Genomic DNA, 19,983 nt, shown 5'->3' on the forward strand with positions numbered 1-19,983 from the left:
GCTTTTTTATTAACGAAAACGTTTGAATTTTTACTACCCTCTTAAAATAATCAAAATACCATATAGATTATCCATTTTCTTTTATAGCTTTACCATATAAATTCCAATAAATGTCAAAAACTATAAATAAAATAGCAGTTCTTACATCTGGTGGTGACGCCCCAGGAATGAACGCTGCCATTAGATCGGTGGTTAGAACTTGCGCTTATCATAAAATAGAATGCGTTGGTATATATCGTGGCTATCAAGGAATGATAGAAGGCGATTTTAAAGAAATGGATGCCCGCAGTGTAAAAGGTATTATTAACAAAGGTGGTACCGTTTTAAAATCGGCTCGGTCCGATGAATTTAGAACCCCTGAAGGACGCAAAAAAGCTTTCAATCAATTAAAAAAAGAACAAGTAGATGCTTTAGTCGCTATAGGTGGTGATGGTACTTTTACTGGAGCTATGGTATTTAATAGCGAGTACGATTTTCCTGTTATGGGAATTCCAGGAACAATAGATAACGATATTTACGGAACCTCACATACTTTAGGCTACGACACAGCATTAAATACTGTTGTTGAAGCGATTGATAAAATTAGAGATACAGCAAGTTCACATAACCGATTATTTTTCGTAGAAGTTATGGGGCGCGATGTTGGGCATATTGCTTTAAATACAGGAGTAGGAGCAGGAGCAGAAGAAATTTTAATCCCAGAAGAAGACTTAGGATTAGATAGATTATTAGAATCTTTAAGACGAAGTAAGCAATCTGGTAAATCTTCTAGTATTGTTGTTGTTGCCGAAGGAGACAAAATAGGTAAAAATGTATTCGAACTTAAAGACTATGTCGATGAAAATTTAGCTGAATATGAAGTGCGAGTTTCAGTATTAGGTCATATGCAACGCGGTGGTTCACCATCTTGTTTCGATAGAGTTTTAGCTAGTAGAATGGGTGTGAAAGCCGTAGAAAGTCTATTAGAGGGTAAAAGCAATTTTATGGTAGGTTTACTTAACGATACAATGGCTTTAACACCACTTGAAAATGCCATAAAAGGGCAATCAAAAATTAATTTAGAATTACTTCGTGTGTCAGATATCATGACCACATAAACAAACATTAAATATAATTATGTCAACACTTAAATTAGGAATTAACGGATTCGGAAGAATAGGAAGAATAGTATTTAGAGCTACAGTTAACAGACCAGATGTCGATGTGGTAGCTATCAACGATTTATTAGACGTAAATCACTTAGCATATTTATTAGAATATGATTCTGTACACGGAAAGTTCGATGGAACTATTGAAGTTAAGGATGGAAACTTAATTGTGAATGGAAAATCGATTCGCGTTACAGCAGAAAGAGACCCAAAAGACCTTAAATGGAATGAAGCTGGAGTAGATATTGTAGCCGAATGTACAGGTATATTTACAACTTTAGAAACAGCGCAATATCATATTGATGCAGGCGCTAAAAAAGTAGTAATATCTGCACCAAGTAAAGATGCACCAATGTTTGTTATGGGTGTAAATCATGATGAGGTAAAATCAACAGATACTATCGTGTCTAACGCATCATGTACGACAAATTGTTTGGCTCCTGTAGCTAAAGTTTTAGATGACAATTTTGGCATTGAAGAAGCTTTAATGACAACCATTCATGCCACAACATCTACACAATATACTGTAGATTCTCCTTCAAAAAAGAATTATCGTTTAGGACGTTCGGCATTAACTAACATTATTCCTACATCCACAGGAGCAGCAAAAGCTGTAGGTAAAGTAATACCTAAATTAAACGGTAAACTTACAGGAATGGCATTTCGTGTACCAACGGCAGATGTTTCAGTTGTAGATCTTACAGTAAGGTTAGAAAAAGAAACCTCTTACGATAAGATAAAAGAAGCCTTCAAAAAAGCCTCAGAAAACGAATTAAATGGTGTGTTAGGATATACAGACGAAGCCGTAGTATCTCAAGACTTTGTTAGCGATGCACGTACAAGTATTTTTGATGCTGAAGCAGGTATCGAGTTAAGCTCAAAATTTTATAAGATTGTATCTTGGTACGATAACGAGTTTGGATATTCAAACAAACTAGTAGACCTAGCGCTACACGTAAATAACTTATAACATTATATAGCACCTGCAATTATAATCTATTGCAGGTGTTTTTTTATTTATTACCTATGATTTTAATTGTTGATAGCGGTTCGACAAAGTGCGATTGGATGCCTGTTAATGAAAATGGCAAGCAACTCTCTGAAAAAATTAGAACAAAAGGATTAAATCCAGCCATTTTAGAACAAACAGAGCTTAGAATAAGAATTCTTGAAAGTAAAGAACTTATAAACTATAAAAATGATGTTACGCATCTTTATTTTTATGGAGCAGGTTGCGGAACAGAGCAACCTAAACAAGCCTTAAAAGACGTGCTTTCCGAAATTTTCACATCTGCACATATAGAAGTAGAAGAGGATACCATGGCAGCTGTAAGAGCAACAATTAATACACCAGCAGAAGCTGCAGTAGTTTGTATAATGGGAACAGGATCTAATTGTAGTTATTATGATGGGGTAACCTTGCATCAACGCGTAAAATCGTTAGGTTATTCTTTAATGGATGATGCTAGTGGTAACTATTTTGGTAAAGAGTTAATACGCGATTATTATTTTAACCACATGCCAGAAGATATTAAAATAGCTTTTGAGCATAAGTATAACCTAGAAGCTGATTACATTAAGTATAATTTATATAAACAACCAAACCCAAATGCCTTTTTAGCTGGTTTTGCAGAGTTTATGATTCTTAATAAAGAATCTAAATATATGAAGGAGTTAATTAAAAGAGGGCTTAGGTTATTTGCAAAAAACATGATTCTTCAATTTAAAGAAGAAGTAAAAACTGTTCCTGTTCATTTTGCAGGTTCTATAGCGTTTTTTACCCAAGATGAAATTAAAGAAATTGCTAACGAAATGGGGTTTAAAGTAGGAAACTTTGAGCGTCGCCCAATAGAAGGTTTAGTTAAATTTCATACAGCTAAATTATAATCTTTTTTTAAGAATATACTTGATTTTCTTGTTCGGCAACACGTATAAAAGTGGTACGTTTTGTCAATTCTTTTAAGCGTTGAGCACCAACGTATGTACAGGTACTACGTAATCCACCTAAAATATCTTGTAATGTATCCTCAACAGGACCACGATAAGGGACTTCAACAGTTTTACCTTCACTAGCGCGGTAATTTGCAACACCACCAACGTGTTTCTCCATAGCTGTTGTGCTACTCATGCCGTAAAATTGTTTGTAATATTCGCCATTTCGTTCTATAAGATTACCACCGCTTTCATCATGACCAGCAAGCATTCCGCCTAACATAACAAAATCGGCTCCAGCACCAAACGCTTTGGCAATATCGCCTGGTGTAGTACAGCCGCCATCGCTTATAATTTGTCCGCCTAATCCATGAGCAGCATCGGCACATTCTATAATAGCAGATAATTGCGGGTAGCCTACACCCGTTTTAACACGTGTGGTGCAAACACTTCCTGGACCAATTCCAACTTTTATAATATCGGCACCAGCTAATAAGAGTTCTTCAACCATTTCACCTGTAACTACATTTCCAGCAATAATGACTTTATTAGGATAGGTTTCTCTGGTTTGTTTTACAAATTCAACAAAATGCTCGGAATATCCATTGGCAACATCAATACAGATGAATTGATATTGTGGGAGCTTATTTAATAAAGTTTTGAGCTTTTCGGCATCTTTAGGGCCTGTTCCTGTACTTATAGCTAGAGATTTTGCTATATTTTCAGGAGCTTCTTTAGAGAATGCCTCCCAATCATTAAGTGTATAGTGTTTGTGTATTGCTGTAAATAAAGATTTGTTGTGTAGTGCTTTTGCCATGTTAAAAGTACCAACCGTATCCATATTAGCAGCTATTATAGGAATACCTTTCCAAGTGATATTGCTATTTAGAAAGGTGAATTCTCTTTCTAAGCTTACTTGTGACCGACTTTTTAAAGTAGATCGTTTGGGTCTAATCATTACATCTTTAAACCCAAGTTTTATGTCTTGTTCTATACGCATGGTGCTTTTTTTGGTAACGTTTAAATGTACAAACTTCACCTAAAAAGCACACAAAAAATTAAGATCGAGTTATTAACAACTAACCAACAGAAAATGGTTAGCCTTTAGTGGCCATCACACTAATTTCTACATTCACAAATTTTGGAAGGTTAGCTACTTCTACAGTTTCTCTAGCTGGTGCAGTAGATTCGTTAAAGTAACGCCCATAAACAGCATTAATTTTACTAAAATTATGCATATCGCTAACAAATATAGTTGCTTTAAAAACATCTTCGAAAGTCATATCTGCTGCGGCTAATACAGCTTTTAGGTTTTGCATGACTTGGTGTGTTTCGGCTTCTATATCTTCAGTAATTAACTCACCATTTTTAGGATTTATAGCAATTTGTCCAGAAGTATAAAGAATGTTATTTACTAAAGTAGCTTGATTATATGGTCCAATTGGAGCAGGTGCGTCCTGCGTTGTAATGATGCGTTTCATGATGTATTATAATTGTTGGTCTGGCTGACGGCGTTTATCGTATTTAATATCTTTAAGCATATTGGCTTTTATTCCTATAAAGAAATACCAAGAACTTCTGGCGCTAAAAGGCACCCAGTTAAAACTCATGCGCCAACTTAATAAATCGCGTTCAAACCTAAGTTGTGTATATGTGAATCCTTTATTTTTAAAATCGTAACCTGATGAGGCTCCAACCGACCATCTTGGGGAAAGTTCGACATCTCCAGAAAACATTAAGGAGTGAGAGGATATTTCATTTTGTCTTGCTGAGTTATTATAATTTACAGCATAGGCTAAACGTAAGTTCCACGGAATTTTATAACTGTAAAGCTCTGATGGTTCTTCATCTTCCTCGTCTTCATCATCTTCATCGTAATAGGTTTGGTCTGCAAAGTCTTGTGCACGACCAAAAAGATCATCGGCACGACCTCCACTACGTAAGTTTTCCTGTTTAGAGCGCTCGTTTTGACTGCCATCAAACATGGTGTTAGACAAAGAATAGTTCATGGTAATATTGGCGCTAGTTAATCTAAAAAGACTACCACCATTATTAACATTCCAGGTGTCTATTTTTCTGTTGTTATTGTCTAGCGCATAAGGATCTAAAGTAGCACCAAAGTTAATACTCATTTTATTATCTAAAATTTGAGTACTACCACTTACACGTACTGGCTGCCATTTAATAGAATCGGCAGCAAGATTGTAACTTGTAGAAAAATTAAGGTTATCTAGTAGTTTTATTTTTTTAGCTTCGGTTGCTGTAGAATCTCTATCGCGAACTTTAGCTTCAATATTATTAGATAAAGCAATACCCACCGAGCTTGAATAGCGGTTGTTTGGGCTTCCAAAAATACTGTTTTCAAAGCGGGAGTACTCTTCTGTTGTTGTTAGGCCATCGGCATCTATAACTTCGTAAGTGTCGTAATATTGATTAAAAGATGGGTTTATGCTATAACTTATAGAAGGTCGCATAACATGTCTTATGGCTTTAATTTTCTTGTCTTCACCTTCTTTTTCAAAGTTGAACATTCCATAAAGTGTCGTTCCTAAACTAGTGCTAAAATTATAGGTTCTAAAAGAATCAAATCCGTTTTCTTCTACTTCAACATCTTCTTCTAAAGTAGTGTCGTAATATTTTCTCACCGTTCTAAATACCCAATTTTCTTCAAAATTCGTACTAGCGCTTAAGCTTAAATATTTAAATATCTTAAAATTGGTGCTTAAAGGAATGCTGTGTTTAATCCCGTTTCTAGCATCGTCCCACATTTCTTTTTTAAAGAAAAGCGAATCGGTTGTTTGAATACGATTTTCTGCTCTTAAATTATATTGAAAATTAATATTTTGAATGATGCCTTTTTTGGTGCCGTTTTTTGGGGCAAACGGAAAAATTCTACTTACGCTGGCTTGTAACGTTGGTAGCGTCATGTTAACCGATTCGGTATTGGTATTTTGCGAGTGTGTAGCAGTAATACTGGCATTAACTTGAGGTTCTCCTGGGAACGTTTTAGAGTATGATACCGAAGACGACATGTTATTATTTAAGAAACTAGGGGAGTTTACTTGGTTTAAGGACGACCTGTAATACCTGCTACTACCTAAGTTTACCGAAGCCGAAAACCTTGAGTTTGGACTTGCTTTTGAGTCTTGAGAATGCGACCACCTAATGTTATAAATGGTATTTTTAGCGTAATCGGGAAAACCACGCTCACTGGTTATTAAATTTTCGTAACGAAACCCTAAATTCCCTGAAAACCTGTAACGTTTAGCATAATTACTTTCCATACGTAAACCGTAACTTCCATTGGTATAATAATCTCCTAAAACGGCTAAATCCACATAATCGTTAATAGCAAAATAATACCCACCATTTTGTAAAAAGTACCCACGATCGTTTTGTTCTCCAAAGCTAGGAATAATAACACCCGACGTATGTTTGTCTGTCAATGGAAAAAAGCCAAATGGAAGTCCAACTGGTGTAGGGACATCGGCAATAACCATGTTTGTAGGGCCTACAACAATTTTTTTCTTAGGAACTAACTTTATTTTGTTGGATTGAAAATAGTATTCTGGATTTTCAATGTTTTTTGAGGTGGTGAAGCGTCCTTTATACAAGAAAATAACCGAGTCGTTCTCTTTTTTTGTAATTGGTGCATGAATATTCATGCCTTGCTGCTCGGTTTTAGAGTTAAAAACTAAAGCTTTTTCAGTTTTTGTATTAAACCTTATGGAATCTGGTTCTACAACATTTTCCCCTTGTTTAAAAACGGGGTGTTGTGTATATTCTCCTAAAGAGTCTTTTAATCGCCCGGCGTAAACTTCACTTTTACCGTAATCAATAACAATAACACCAGCTTTTAGTTCCATGTCTTCATAATACACTTCGGCATTATTGTATAGATATACTTTTTGTTCTTTAACATCAAAATAATTAGAATCTTGGGCTTTATAGGTTATTTCGCCAGTAAGAAATTCTTTTTTAGTTTTTGTAGAGTCTTCTTGTACAGTATCTTGAGTAGCCTCACTCGCTTCAATTTCAGTAAGGTCGCCAATTTTTAAATTAAGGCTATCAGATTCTTGTTCTACTTCTGCCTCAACTTCCCCGCCTTTCTTTGGGATATCCTGAGCCAAGCAAAAAGTGTTAATAAACACGGTAAAACTTAAGGCAAAAAGTATATTAAAGTAGTTTGTACGCAACGCTTTTAAATGTATTTTTGTAAAAGTATGGCTCGGTTTTTGAATTGCCAAAATTACATATATTTTTTGTGATTAAATTAATATTCACATTTTTTTGAATATTAAAATAAACTACCATTAAAGTTGTTATAACCTTTATGAAAACGTATAATAAATTTCTTTTAGTATTAACTGTAGTAACCTTAACTTTTTTTTACAACACCAGTAGCTTAGCCCAAACCAAAACAGATAAGTTTGTTGTTGTTTTAGATGCTGGCCATGGTGGGAAAGATCCTGGTAAACATTCAAAATATGGTTATAAAGAAAAAACTATAGCTTTGGATATTGTGTTAAAAGTAGGAAAGCTACTAGAGAGTAATCCTGATATTGAGGTTGTATATACACGTAAAACAGACGTATTTGTTGATCTTTTTAAGCGAGGTAAAATAGCCAACGAAGCAAAAGCAGATTTATTTGTATCGGTACATTGTAACGCACATCATACACAAGCCTATGGCTCTGAAACTTATGTATTAGGTATACATAGAAATGAAACAAATTTTAACGTGGCCAAGGCAGAGAACGAGGTGATTTATCTAGAAGAAGATTATGAGAAAAACTATGAGGGTTTTGATCCTAATTCACCTGATTCATTTATTGGTTTAACTTTAATGCAAGAAGAATATCTAGATCAAAGTATTTTATTGGCTAGTTTAATACAGGATAATTTTGCAAATAAATTAAAAAGAAGGGATCGTGGGGTAAAACAAGCTGGATTTATAGTGCTTCACCAAACTATAATGCCTAGTGTGTTGATAGAATCTGGGTTTGTTACTAATAAAAGTGAAGGTGCTTATTTAAATTCAAGAAAAGGTAAAAGTGATATATCTATTGCTATAAAAAATGCAATTCTGGATTATAAAAAGTCTATTTTTCAAAATACAGGCGATTTTCATATAGAAGATGATACTGAGATTGTAAGCAATGAACCCGACGAAATATATAAAAATATCATCTTTAAAGTTCAAATAGCGGCAAGTTCCAAACAAATTGAGCCAAAATCGTATAATTTTAAAGGATTAAACGAAGTCTCTAGAGAAAAAATAAACGGACTTTATAAATACTATTACGGCTATACATCTAATTACACAAAAGTTAAACAGCAGCAAAAAACAGCAAAATCAAAAGGTTATAACTCTAGTTTTATAGTGGCTTTTAAAGATGGTCAGCAAATAACTCTAGAAGAAGCCTTAAATTCTAAAGCAAATTAGACAGTTGTTAAAATTTATTTCTAATTTTGTTTAATAACCAAACAAATTTACTTTGAAACTATCTAGAGAAGTTAAAACCGCCATATTAGTTGTCCTTGGGATAGCCCTTTTTATTTTCGGGTTTAACTATTTAAAAGGGAACGATTTATTCGAATCTTCTCAAACTTTTTACACTGAATTCGATTACAATGCTTTAACATCGTCCTCGCCAGTTACCATTAAAGGTAATACCGTTGGTAAAATACAAGACATAGTATACGATTTTGAAACAGGCAAAACCCGTGTATCTTTTACTGTAGATGACAAGCTTAAGTTTTCTAAAAACAGTAAAATACGTTTATACGAGTTAGGCCTTTTAGGCGAAAACGGTATGGCTATTATTCCTGCTCAAGATAATGCACCAATTGCTAAAGATGGCGATATACTGCAATCTGAAGTTGAAGAAGGTTTAATTAAAAGCTTATCAAGTAACTTTTCAGGACTAAGCTCTGGTTTAGATAATACCTTAAAATCGGCCGATTCATTAATGTATAACCTAAATACTCTAGTTGAAGACGATACCAAAACAGGCTTAAAGCATGCTATTAAAGAGTTAAACGAAACATTAACATCGTTTAAGTCGTTGTCTTATTCTGTAAACTCACTAGTAAAAAAGAACGACGACAGTTTAACAGCCTTAATAAGTAACTTTAATAAAGTAAGTCAAGATTTAGCTGTTCTATCAAACGATTTAAAAGAGGTTGAAATTTCTAAAACCGTTCAAAATCTAGATGAAACATTAAATGGCTTAAACGCTGTACTGGCCTCTATAGATAATGGTGAAGGGACTTTAGGTAAATTAATGAAAGACGATAAACTTTACCATAACCTTGAAGTGGCTTCAATGCAATTAAAAGACCTTTTACAGGATGTAAAATTAAATCCAAAACGCTATATTAACGTTTCTGTCTTTGGAGGAAAAAATAAAGAAGATTACGTAAAACCAGAAAACGAAAGGCAATAACCCAATCATTAATATGGAATATTTACCAAATATACTTTTTGCAATCGCATTAATAGCTGGAATAGGCTACTTTGCTAAAAATGTGAAAAAACTAATTAGAAACATTAAATTAGGAAAAGCTGTCGATGTAAGTGATCATAAAAAGCAACGTTGGCAAAACATGATAAGAATTGCTTTAGGGCAGAGTAAAATGGTACGACGTCCAGTTGCAGGAATACTTCATGTAATTGTGTATATTGGCTTTGTAATCATAAATATAGAAGTTCTCGAAATTATTATTGATGGTTTGTTTGGTACGCACCGAGTATTTTCATCTTTAGGGAGTTTTTATGGGTTTTTAATAGGTTCTTTCGAAATCCTTGCGCTATTAGTTTTTGTAGCAGTTATTGTTTTTTGGATAAGAAGAAACGTTATAAAACTTCAGCGTTTTTGGAAAGCAGAAATGACTAGTTGGCCAAAAAACGATGGAAATTTCATTTTGTATTTTGAAATGGTTCTTATGGCGTTATTTCTTATAATGAATGCGACCGATATACCTTTTCAAAATATGGAATCGGGCAATGTAATTAGCCAATTTATAGCACCATGGTTTAATGGTGCTTCAGAAAGTACGTTACACATTATAGAGCGTTTGGCTTGGTGGTTACATATTTTAGGCATCCTAGTATTTTTAAATTACCTGTATTTCTCCAAGCATTTACATATTTTATTAGCATTCCCTAATACATACTACGGAAAAGTTAAACCAAAAGGGCAGTTAAATAACTTAGAATCGGTAACTAACGAAGTAAAAATGATGATGGATCCCAACGCCGATCCATTTGCCGCTCCAGCAGAAAACGACACAGAAGATGTTCCTGAAAAATTTGGTGCTAGCGATGTTACAGATTTAAGTTGGGTACAACTTTTAAATGCATATACCTGTACAGAGTGTGGACGTTGTACTAGTGAATGTCCGGCAAATCAAACGGGTAAAAAACTATCTCCTAGAAAAATTATGATGGATACTAGGGATCGTTTAGAAGAGGTTGGAAAAAACATAGATGCCAATAATGGTGAGTTTAAAGACGATGGAAAACAGCTGCTAGGGGATTATATTTCAAATGAAGAGCTTTGGGCATGTACTACATGTAACGCTTGTGTCGAGGCTTGCCCAGTAAGTATCGACCCATTATCAATTATTGTAGAAATGAGACGTTATTTAGTCATGGAGCAAAGTGCTGCACCAATGGAATTAAATAATATGATGACGAATATTGAAAATAATGGTGCACCTTGGCCGTATAATCAAATGGATAGATTAAACTGGAAAGATGAATAATTTCTAATGAAATGGCTTTTTATTACAAAAGCAATAATTTATTTTAATTTTATTAGCATTTTGTTAAAAACAAAGCGGTAAATCATCAAAAAGTCATCTATATAGTTTAATATTATTAGGTTTATAGTGTAAACAACAACTTTAAATCTTAAAAAAAACATGGAAAGAGAAGAAGCAGACAAGTTATTGCATGATAAAGTAGAGGCAGGAGAAAAAATTAGTCCTGTTTTACCAAAAGGCATAAAAAACTACCTAATAGATATTGATGGAACAATCACAGAAGATGTTCCTAATGAAGAGCCAGAGCGTATGGCAACATGTTTGCCGTTCCCAGATGCTTTAGCAACCTGCAATAAATGGTTTGAAAAAGGCCATATGATATGTTTCTTTACTTCCAGAACAGAAGAACATAGAGACGTAACCGAAAACTGGTTAAATAAACATGGTTTTAAATACCATAGTTTACTTATGGGTAAACCTAGAGGTGGTAATTACCACTGGATAGACAACCATTTAGTAAAAGCTACTAGGTACAAAGGTATGTTTACAGATTTAGTAGAAAAACAAGTAAAAATAGAAGTGTTTGATGATGGTCATCATGACTAAACCTTAAACACTTAGCAATACAACGATAATAAGTTGTGTTAAAAAAATATAGTTATGAGTCAATCACTTAAAGTGCCAACAATGGCAGAATATATGGCAGAAGGCAAACAACCAGAAATTCTTTTCTGGGTAGGTTCGGCTGGAAGTTATGACGACAGAGCAAAAAAAATAACAAGAGCTTTTGTTAAGCTGTTAAATAAAGCTAATGTCGATTTTGCAGTTTTAGGAACCGAAGAAAGTTGTACTGGCGATGTGGCCAAAAGAGCAGGAAACGAATTTTTGTTTCAAATGCAAGCGGTTACTAATATAGAAATTTTAAATGCTTACGACGTAAAAAATATAGTAACAGCATGCCCACACTCATACAACACTTTAAAAAATGAATATCCGGAGCTTGGTGGTAACTATAATGTAAAACATCATACAGAATATATCGAAGAACTAATCAGTTCAGGTAGATTAAAAATAGAAAACAATTCCAATCTAAAAGGAAAGCGCATTACATTTCACGATCCGTGTTATTTAGGTCGAGCTAATGAGGTTTACGAAGCACCAAGAAGTTTACTTAAAAGTCTTGGAGTAGATTTAGTTGAAATGAAACGTAATCGTAGAACAGCTTTATGTTGTGGCGCTGGAGGAGCACAAATGTTTAAAGAACCAGAAAAAGGCGATCAAGATATTAATGTACTTCGTACCGAAGATGCGTTAAAAACCAACCCAAATGTTATAGCCACAGGTTGCCCATATTGCAACACCATGATGACCGATGGCGTAAAAGCCAAAGAGCGTGAAGCCGAAGTGGAAGTGTTTGATATTGCCGAACTGATTGCGCAAGCAGAAAACTTATAAGCCTTTTTAATGAAACGAGAACGAATGCCCTTAAAAAGCCGAATAAAAAATGGCGTTTATTCTGGGCTTATATTCGCGTTAGGCATGGCAGTTTTTGATTATTTTGACAGTAAGCCATTTAATATTAAGCAATTCTTGTTTTATTTTATTTGTTTCGGATTGGTTTCTGCCTTGTTTTTTTCACACAAATACACAAAAGACGAAAAGTAATGTTAGTAGATTTTAATACGTTGCCAGAGGAATCTAGAGTTTGGATTTACCAATGCAATCGCTCGTTTACAGAAGACGAAATTAAAAAAATAGAAGAAAAATTAGCCATATTTGTAGAGAACTGGACGGTACACGGCAGTGATTTAAAAGCAGGATTTAAAATTGTTTATAGACGATTTATTATTCTAGCTGTCGATCAAAATACAAATAGCGCATCCGGATGTTCTATTGATGCATCGGTGCATTTTATTCAGCAATTAGAGAAAGAATACAATGTAGATTTAATGGATAAAATGAATGTATCCTATAAACAAGGCGAGTTTATAGCTTATAAACCTTTAACCGATTTTAGAAAAATGGCTAAAGACAAAGCTGTATCAAAAAATACAATAGTATTTAATAACCTGGTTACGAATATCGCCGAGTTTAATGAAAACTGGGAGGTTCCAGCTTCCGAAAGTTGGCACAGCAGGTTTTTAAATTAATATTTAATTAGAATAGCTTTTAAAGCTACCATCATTAAAAAATATTACAATACGCTCAATGGTTTTATCATTGGGCGTATTTTTTATATTAGAAAATAAGTCAGGAGCTGGAGTCTCGTTATTATTTTTTGGGGTTTCTTCTTCTTGCTTAATATTTCCAGTTGCACTTGATGTGCTTTCTGGAAAATCTCCCTTTCCATTAAGTAGCCAATACAGACCAACTTCAGGATAGGAGTCAAGTATTTTCATAACAAAATCTAAACTAGGTTTATTTCTTCCAGAAAGGATATGAGAAATACTGGAGCGCTGCACACCAATGTTATCGGCAAATGAAGAGGCGCTTTCTTCGTAATAATCGATGATTCTTTTTAATCTCGATGAAAATTCTTTACTGTTTACCATTGTAAACTACACGTTGTAGGTTTAAGTGTTACAAATGTAAAAAATAGTTTTGATTACTCCTAATAATAGGTGTTAAATCACTACATTAACATAAATTAAAGCTTTAGTAAAATACATTTAAATTACTGAAAACATGTTTTTTATATAGATATAATTGTTTTAGACCGTATATTGTAATATATGAAGTTTAGACAAGTGCTTTAAGGTTTACAGATGTAACAGAAACCGATCGATTTGTATGTTTACATTTGTAAAAAATGATATGTTTACATTTGTAAAAATTTAAAATTGCTGTCATGAAACCTGAATTAGATTTAGCACACTATAAAGACAAAACGTTATCTGGTAGATATATTAATAACCAGCATTTAGTAAGCTTAATTACAAATTATAAGAATGTATATAAAGTTGAGGAAATTGGAGCTTCTGTCTTAGGAGAATCCATTAACGCTATATTTTTAGGTCAAGGTTCTAAGCGAATTTTTATGTGGTCGCAAATGCATGGTAATGAAAGTACAACTACAAAAGCCATTTTCGACCTTTTAAACCTCTTTAACGCGCCTTCAAATAAAACAGTTGAGCAGCTATTGAATACTTGTACTATTGCTATTATACCTATTTTAAATCCGGATGGTGCTAAACAATACACGCGTGTAAATGCCAATAATGTTGATTTAAATCGAGATGCTAAAAACTTGTCGCAACCAGAAAGTAAAATCTTAAGAAGTTTTTTTGATGATTTTAAGCCAGATTTTTGTTTTAATTTACATGGACAACGCACCATTTTTAGTGCTGGTAAAGCAAATAAATCGGCTACGGTTTCTTTTCTAGCGCCTTCAGAAGATGAAGAGCGAACTGTTACAACAACGAGAAAGAAAGCTATGGAGGTTATTGTAGCGATGAATAAGGATTTACAAAAAATAATTCCAAACCAAGTAGGTATTTACGACGATACGTTTAATATAAACTGTGTTGGCGATATGTTTCAATCGTTAGGTTGCCCTACAGTGCTTTTTGAAGCAGGTCACTATACAAACGATTATGAACGTGAGGTAACAAGGGCTCTTATATTTCGTGCTTTAGTAACAGCGATTAAACATATTTCAAAGAATGAAATTTCAGGTGCCCATTTTAAGGACTATTTTAATATCCCTAATAATGAAAAGCTTTTTTATGATATTATTATAAGAAACGCTACATTAAATAAAGCAGATGCTAAAAAAGGTGATATTGCAATTCAATATCAAGAGCGATTAGAGTCTGGAAACATAAAATTTATTCCAAAAATTGAAAAAATATCTAATTTGAATAATTTCTACGGTCATTTAGAATACAACGCCAATAATAACGTGGTTTTAACCGAAGAAAATGAACCAGTTAAGGTGGGTTTCGAAAACGATTTCGTAATCATAAATAATGAAAAATATGCATTAAAATTAACAAAATCTTAAAAATAGATGCGTTATATTCAACAATAATGTGTTATTTTTGTTATTTGTTTAAAAAAATATATTTATGGCGAAATTTAAATTAGACGAAATCGATCATCAAATTCTAGATATGTTAATCGATAATACCAGAGTTCCTTTTACAGATATTGCAAAAAAATTAGTGATTTCTGCTGGAACTGTTCATGTTAGAGTGAAAAAAATGGAAGAGGCAGGCATTATAAAAGGGTCTTCCTTAACTTTAGATTATAAAAAACTAGGGTATTCTTTTATTGCTTATGTTGGTGTGTTTCTTAAAAATACATCGCAAACTAAATTCGTTTTAGAGCGTATAAACGAAATTCCTTTTGTTACCGTAGCTCATATAACAACTGGTAAGTTTAATGTGTTTTGTAAAATTAGAGCAAGAAATACAGAGCATGCAAAAGATGTTATCTTTATGCTAGACGATATAGAAGGTGTTTACAGAACAGAAACCATGATTTCTATGGAGGAAAGTATTAACGATAAAAAGCGTTTAATGCATTCTATTTTTAACGAGATGTAACATCTTAAGTCTCTTATAAACAGAACGTTTTAATAAAAATAAAAAGGCCTGCATAAATCGCAGGCTTTTTTATTCGTATAAATGTCCGTCTCTAAAATCTTTATATGTTTTATTAGCTTCATCCATATCAAAACCTTCTATTTTATTTAATTTATCATTTTCCTTTTTTAATTTATAGGATTTCCTAATTCCTAAAATTAATAAAACAAGGAAAAAAAAGATTGAAATAAATAAAATCGTGATAATATGCGATTGAGAAAGCTTAAAGAGTAATTGTTGTACAAGACAACATCCTGAATTGATTAACATAGTAGGTCTTGAATTGATTTAATAGCAAGTCAAATATACTACTTTTTTATTAATCATTTAAAAATGAAAGTATTAATTAGAGTACCAATTTAAAATTTCAACTTCAATATCCTTATTTTCTTTATTAATTATAGATTTAAATTTGGCTACATCTCTAAAGCCATTTGTACCTTTAAAGTGATAAGGATAAACCTTTTTTGGCGTAAAGTCTAATACAGCACTAGCTGCAGATTCAACGGGCATGGTGTAAGGCAGGTTCATACAAACAAAAGCAATATCAATATTTTTAAGCTGTCTCATTTCAGGAATATCTTCTGTGTCTCCTGAAATATAAATGCGTTTATCCTTTATGGTAAGTACATAGCCGTTACCACGACTTTTTTCATGAAATTTTAAAGCTTCTGCGCGCAAATTATACATGGGAATAGCCTTAATATTAAATACCTGCTGGTTTATTGAAAATGATTTATGCTCTAAATTTTTTAAAACTGTTGTTTGCAACTTTAAAGCCTGAGGTAGTTTGTTGTAAACTGCTTCTGGTGCTACTATTTTAGTTTTGGCAGTTGTAACCCGATTTAAAGTTTCAATGCTTAAATGATCTCCGTGAATATCTGTAACTAGAATTAAATCTGGTTTACGTTCATTTTTAAAAGTTTCATTCTTTCCAACAGGATCAACATAAATATTAGTAGAGTCTATACTTAAAATTAATGTAGCGTGTTCAATAGGTGTTATTGTGATATGATTGTTTTGAGAGTTTGATTCTTTGTTTTTACAGCCATATAAAACTAAGGTCGCTAAAAGAAGTAAAGAAGATAACTTTTTCATATGAATTGTTTTTTTTGAAGACTAGTTATATTTCTTGTCCTCTTATAAAATCTGTTATTAATGATGTAATTAGTTTTCCTATTTGCCCACTGTTTTTTGGTGTTGGAGCGGCTTCACAAATATGGATATATTTAGCATTCTTATTTTTAGCAAATTCGTTAACAAAACGTCTTGCTTTGGTAACACTAAAACCAGTAGGAGACATGGCACTACTGGAAATTCCTTCAATAGCATCGCAATCTATTTCAATACCAAAATTATCTTGGCAAATAAAATCTTGTGCTTTTTTAAGTTCGGTTTTAAATTTTAATTCCTTTCTAACCTGCATGGCTTCAAAGCTATTGTAGTTTATACGTTTGTTGCTATCTAATGCTTTAAAAATATCTTTTGAGGTGTAATTTTCGTGTAAACCAAAAATAAAATATTGGTTTAAAAACCCTTCGTTAAACGCATAAGTAAAGCCATTCCCACTGTGTCGCCCTTCTTCTTTTCTAAAATCGGTATGAGCATCAAAGTTAATAACGTTAATAGGTTTGTTGAGGGCTAGAGAAGTTCCTTTAATATTTCCGTAGGCATTATTGTGCCCGCCACCAATAATAATAGGAATTTTATTAGCCTTAACAATAGTGTAAATTAATTGGGTAACATGTTTGTCTATTTCGGCTGTAAGTTTTCTTGCCTTTACAATATCTTTCTTCTTTTGGGAATTTAGTTTAGAAAGTTTTTCAAGTTCCGTATCAAAATCTAAATGTCCTAGAATCAAGACTTTTTTTGCAAAAGTGTAATCGTTATCCTGAATGTTTAACAAAACTTTAATGGCTGCATGAAAAGCATTACGAGTGCCCGGTTTACCATGGTTGGCAAATACACCAACATCTTCGGGTAATCCAATAATAACATAAGAAACATCTAAATTGTTAAGAGTTTCGTATATATTGCAAACGTCGTTAATTGTGGTGATAGATTCACCAAACTTTGTTTCGGCAGCACGTTTGTTTAGGAATTGTTTTTTTATTGAATTGTTAAATAAAACAAGCTTGTCCATAAAGAATTAAATTAGCGCGTTTAAAATTACGTTTAATTAAATAAAAACCATTTTTATAGCTAAAAAAATTACGCTCTAAAATTAAATTTTAAAAACAAGTAGATTATGGAAAACAACAAAAGCAATTTAGGATTAAAAGTCGGATTAGGTATTGCCTTAGTTTTATTTCTTGGAGCTACGTTTATTTCTTTTAACCTTTTTAATGAAAAGAAAGAAACCGAAGCGCAATTGACAGAAGAAAAGGAATTGGTCATGAAAGACTTAAACAACATGTCTAAACAGTATGACCTTGCCATTCAAGACAATGAGATTAAAAATGAGAAACTTGCTGAAGCCAAAGAGCGTATAGATGGGCTTATAGATTCTCTAAAAGTATCTGAAACCAATGTAAGAAGTTTATGGAGATACAAGCAAAAATACCTTTCTCTGCAAAAAGAAATGGATGTTTTATTAGAAGAAAACGATAGGCTTAAAATTGAAAATGAATTATTAGCAACCTCTTTAGACAGTACTAAACTACAGTTAGAAGAACGTAGTATGTTTACCGACTCGTTGTTAGTGCAAAACACAGAATTAGCTGAAGTTGTTGAAAATGCATCGGTACTTCAAACAGTAGATTTAAAAGGATTTGGTGTTATAGAAAGAACTTCTGGAAAATTAATTCCTACAGAAAGAGCCAGACGATCTGATAAATTAAGAGTGTGTTTTACTGTAGCTAAAAACACTTTAGTACAACCTGGAGATCAAGAACTTTATATTCAAGTTATCGATCCCAACAACAATACACTAGGTGTTAACGAACAAGTGCAGTTTGATGAGAAAACTTTAAACTATAGTTTAGTAAGTAAGTTTAATTATGAAAATGCCAATTTAAATATTTGTGAATTTGTAGAGCCAAGTAACGATGATGGTTTTGAAAAAGGACGTTATATGGTAAATGTATTTAATAAAAAAGACTTAGTTTCTACTACAGAATTTACATTAAGATAAATATGTCATTTAAATCTTATCGAATTTAAAATCCTTACATATTAAATGACAAAGAACCGCCGAAATAGATTTTCGGCGGTTCTTGTTTTATTATACAATCATGCCGTTAACAATTACTTTATCTATTAAATTATCACCAAAAGCATAAGGAATATAATTATAACTAGAAATAGGTTTGGTAATGATAATATTTGCTTTTTTACCTCTACAAATACTGCCATACATATTACTAATCCCCATGGCGTAAGCGCCATTAATTGTGGCGGCATTAATAGCTTCTTCAGGTGTTATTTTCATTTTTATACATGCTGTACTTACCACAAAATTCATGTTTCCGCTTGGTGTTGAGCCTGGATTATAATCGGTGGCAAGCGCAAAAGGTAAACCAGCATCAATAATTTTTCTTGCAGGAGTGTAAGGAATACTTAAAAAATAAGAGCAGGAGGGAAGCCCAACAGGAATGGTGTTAGATCCTTTTAGCGCTTCAATATCCTCATCATTCATTTCTTCTAAATGATCTACAGATAAGGCATCGTGTTTTACACCTAGAGCAATGCCACCAAAAGCATTAAACTGATTTACGTGAATTTTAGCAACAAGATTAAAAGCTTTACCTGCTTTAATGATACGTTCTGTTTGCTCAAGGTTAAAGTATCCTTTTTCACAAAAAACATCAATATAATTTGCTAATTGCTCTTTGCCTATTATGGGAATCATTTCATTGATTATTAAATCGACATACGCATCTGGAGTATCTTTAAATTCTTTAGGAAAAGCATGAGCACCAAGAAAAGTTGATTTTACCTTTGCTGGAAATTGTTGTTTTAAGCGTTTTATAACGCGTAGCATTTTTAATTCAGCATCTAAAGTAAGGCCATAACCAGATTTAATTTCAATGGCTCCAGTACCCATCTTCATAACAGACATCAATCTTTTTGCAGATTGGTTGTACAGCTCATCTTCAGATGTATTTTGAAGTTTTTCGGCAGAGTTTAAAATGCCACCTCCGCGATTAGCAATTTCTTCGTAGCTTAAACCATTTATACGATCAACAAACTCTTGTTCGCGGTTTCCAGCATAAACAATATGTGTGTGCGAATCGCACCACGCAGGCATAACAATTTGCCCAGTTGCATCAATAATTTTTTCTGCTTGTAAGTCTCCTATATCTTCCATTTTACCATATTCCACAATAGTGTCATGCTCTATAAGAACATAGGCATTTTTTAAAGTTGGAAGTTTTTTCATGTCTTCTCCTTTTACAATGGTTACATTGTTTTCGCGGGTTTGGAGAAGTTCTTTAATGTTTTTAATTAATATAGACAATGTTGGTTGGTTTTTTTCAAAGTTGGTTATTTTTTTGATAATAAAAAAACGTCAACTTTAGAGTTGACGTTTTTCTGGGGTTAAAAAT

At 33.0% G+C, this 19,983-nt stretch carries 19 protein-coding genes; 12 read left to right on the forward strand and 7 right to left on the reverse strand.

What is annotated here, in order from left to right:
• Nucleotides 1-110: 110 nt before the first annotated feature.
• The 3 genes from pfkA to EJA19_RS11000 are packed head-to-tail and all read left to right on the forward strand — an operon-like array spanning nt 111 to nt 3,035.
• Nucleotides 111-1,097 (forward strand): 6-phosphofructokinase, encoded by a 987-nt coding sequence (gene pfkA, locus EJA19_RS10990; RefSeq protein ID WP_125468420.1) that lies wholly within the window; start codon nt 111-113, stop codon nt 1,095-1,097.
• Nucleotides 1,098-1,116: 19 nt separating this feature from the next.
• Nucleotides 1,117-2,118 carry a type I glyceraldehyde-3-phosphate dehydrogenase gene (gene gap, locus EJA19_RS10995; protein WP_125468421.1) on the forward strand — a complete coding sequence of 334 codons (1,002 nt, stop codon included), beginning with the start codon at nt 1,117-1,119 and terminating at the stop codon, nt 2,116-2,118.
• A 56-nt stretch (nt 2,119-2,174) separates the two neighbouring features.
• The gene (locus tag EJA19_RS11000) at nt 2,175-3,035 is read left to right on the forward strand and encodes an N-acetylglucosamine kinase (RefSeq protein ID WP_125468422.1); all 861 of its coding nucleotides are present in this window, start codon (nt 2,175-2,177) and stop codon (nt 3,033-3,035) included.
• Between the two features lie 7 nt (nt 3,036-3,042).
• On the opposite strand, the gene EJA19_RS11005 is transcribed toward EJA19_RS11000, so the two are convergent.
• The 3 genes from EJA19_RS11005 to EJA19_RS11015 form a co-directional block, all read right to left on the reverse strand.
• Entirely contained in the window at nt 3,043-4,080 is a 1,038-nt protein-coding gene (locus EJA19_RS11005) for a GMP reductase (RefSeq protein ID WP_125468423.1), read from the reverse strand.
• A gap of 97 nt (nt 4,081-4,177) precedes the next feature.
• Complete coding sequence (locus EJA19_RS11010; RefSeq protein ID WP_125468424.1) at nt 4,178-4,561, reverse strand: Rid family detoxifying hydrolase; 384 nt, start codon at nt 4,559-4,561, stop codon at nt 4,178-4,180.
• A gap of 6 nt (nt 4,562-4,567) precedes the next feature.
• Nucleotides 4,568-7,327 carry a putative LPS assembly protein LptD gene (locus tag EJA19_RS11015; protein WP_125468425.1) on the reverse strand — a complete coding sequence of 920 codons (2,760 nt, stop codon included), beginning with the start codon at nt 7,325-7,327 and terminating at the stop codon, nt 4,568-4,570.
• An 86-nt stretch (nt 7,328-7,413) separates the two neighbouring features.
• Here EJA19_RS11015 and EJA19_RS11020 point away from each other — a divergent pair, with 86 nt between their 5' ends.
• From EJA19_RS11020 to EJA19_RS11045, 6 genes are all read left to right on the forward strand, one after another.
• Nucleotides 7,414-8,526, forward strand: a complete 1,113-nt coding sequence (locus EJA19_RS11020) for an N-acetylmuramoyl-L-alanine amidase family protein (RefSeq protein WP_125468426.1) — start codon at nt 7,414-7,416, stop codon at nt 8,524-8,526.
• Nucleotides 8,527-8,578: 52 nt separating this feature from the next.
• Entirely contained in the window at nt 8,579-9,529 is a 951-nt protein-coding gene (locus tag EJA19_RS11025) for an MlaD family protein (RefSeq protein WP_125468427.1), read from the forward strand.
• A gap of 13 nt (nt 9,530-9,542) precedes the next feature.
• Nucleotides 9,543-10,850, forward strand: coding sequence for a (Fe-S)-binding protein (locus EJA19_RS11030; protein ID WP_125468428.1), 1,308 nt, complete (start codon nt 9,543-9,545; stop codon nt 10,848-10,850).
• 159 nt (nt 10,851-11,009) lie between these two features.
• Nucleotides 11,010-11,456: an LNS2 domain-containing protein gene (locus EJA19_RS11035; RefSeq protein ID WP_125468429.1), complete on the forward strand. Its 447-nt coding sequence runs from the start codon at nt 11,010-11,012 to the stop codon at nt 11,454-11,456.
• Nucleotides 11,457-11,510: 54 nt separating this feature from the next.
• On the forward strand, nt 11,511-12,305 hold the full coding sequence (locus EJA19_RS11040; protein ID WP_125468430.1) for a (Fe-S)-binding protein: 795 nt from the start codon (nt 11,511-11,513) through the stop codon (nt 12,303-12,305).
• 209 nt (nt 12,306-12,514) lie between these two features.
• Nucleotides 12,515-13,000: an ABC transporter ATPase gene (locus tag EJA19_RS11045; RefSeq protein ID WP_125468431.1), complete on the forward strand. Its 486-nt coding sequence runs from the start codon at nt 12,515-12,517 to the stop codon at nt 12,998-13,000.
• A 3-nt stretch (nt 13,001-13,003) separates the two neighbouring features.
• Here EJA19_RS11045 and EJA19_RS11050 read toward each other — a convergent pair whose 3' ends face one another.
• Nucleotides 13,004-13,402 (reverse strand): helix-turn-helix domain-containing protein, encoded by a 399-nt coding sequence (locus EJA19_RS11050; RefSeq protein WP_125468432.1) that lies wholly within the window; start codon nt 13,400-13,402, stop codon nt 13,004-13,006.
• Nucleotides 13,403-13,698: 296 nt separating this feature from the next.
• Between EJA19_RS11050 and EJA19_RS11055 the strand changes: the two genes are divergently transcribed.
• Together EJA19_RS11055 and EJA19_RS11060 are read left to right on the forward strand one after the other, a co-directional pair.
• Complete coding sequence (locus EJA19_RS11055; RefSeq protein ID WP_125468433.1) at nt 13,699-14,853, forward strand: M14 family metallopeptidase; 1,155 nt, start codon at nt 13,699-13,701, stop codon at nt 14,851-14,853.
• 64 nt (nt 14,854-14,917) lie between these two features.
• Nucleotides 14,918-15,397 carry an Lrp/AsnC family transcriptional regulator gene (locus EJA19_RS11060; protein WP_125468434.1) on the forward strand — a complete coding sequence of 160 codons (480 nt, stop codon included), beginning with the start codon at nt 14,918-14,920 and terminating at the stop codon, nt 15,395-15,397.
• 381 nt (nt 15,398-15,778) lie between these two features.
• On the opposite strand, the gene EJA19_RS11070 is transcribed toward EJA19_RS11060, so the two are convergent.
• Entirely contained in the window at nt 15,779-16,534 is a 756-nt protein-coding gene (locus EJA19_RS11070) for an MBL fold metallo-hydrolase (RefSeq protein ID WP_125468436.1), read from the reverse strand.
• A 25-nt stretch (nt 16,535-16,559) separates the two neighbouring features.
• Nucleotides 16,560-17,579, reverse strand: a complete 1,020-nt coding sequence (locus EJA19_RS11075) for a formimidoylglutamase (protein ID WP_125468437.1) — start codon at nt 17,577-17,579, stop codon at nt 16,560-16,562.
• A gap of 105 nt (nt 17,580-17,684) precedes the next feature.
• On the opposite strand from EJA19_RS11075, the gene EJA19_RS11080 reads away from it, so the two are divergent.
• Nucleotides 17,685-18,569, forward strand: a complete 885-nt coding sequence (locus EJA19_RS11080) for a coiled-coil domain-containing protein (RefSeq protein WP_125468438.1) — start codon at nt 17,685-17,687, stop codon at nt 18,567-18,569.
• 90 nt (nt 18,570-18,659) lie between these two features.
• Here EJA19_RS11080 and hutI read toward each other — a convergent pair whose 3' ends face one another.
• Nucleotides 18,660-19,895: an imidazolonepropionase gene (gene hutI, locus EJA19_RS11085; protein WP_125468439.1), complete on the reverse strand. Its 1,236-nt coding sequence runs from the start codon at nt 19,893-19,895 to the stop codon at nt 18,660-18,662.
• Between the last annotated feature and the right edge of the window lie 88 nt (nt 19,896-19,983).

The sequence above is a fragment of the Mangrovimonas spongiae genome (assembly GCF_003944795.1).
Lineage (GTDB): Bacteria > Bacteroidota > Bacteroidia > Flavobacteriales > Flavobacteriaceae > Mangrovimonas > Mangrovimonas spongiae.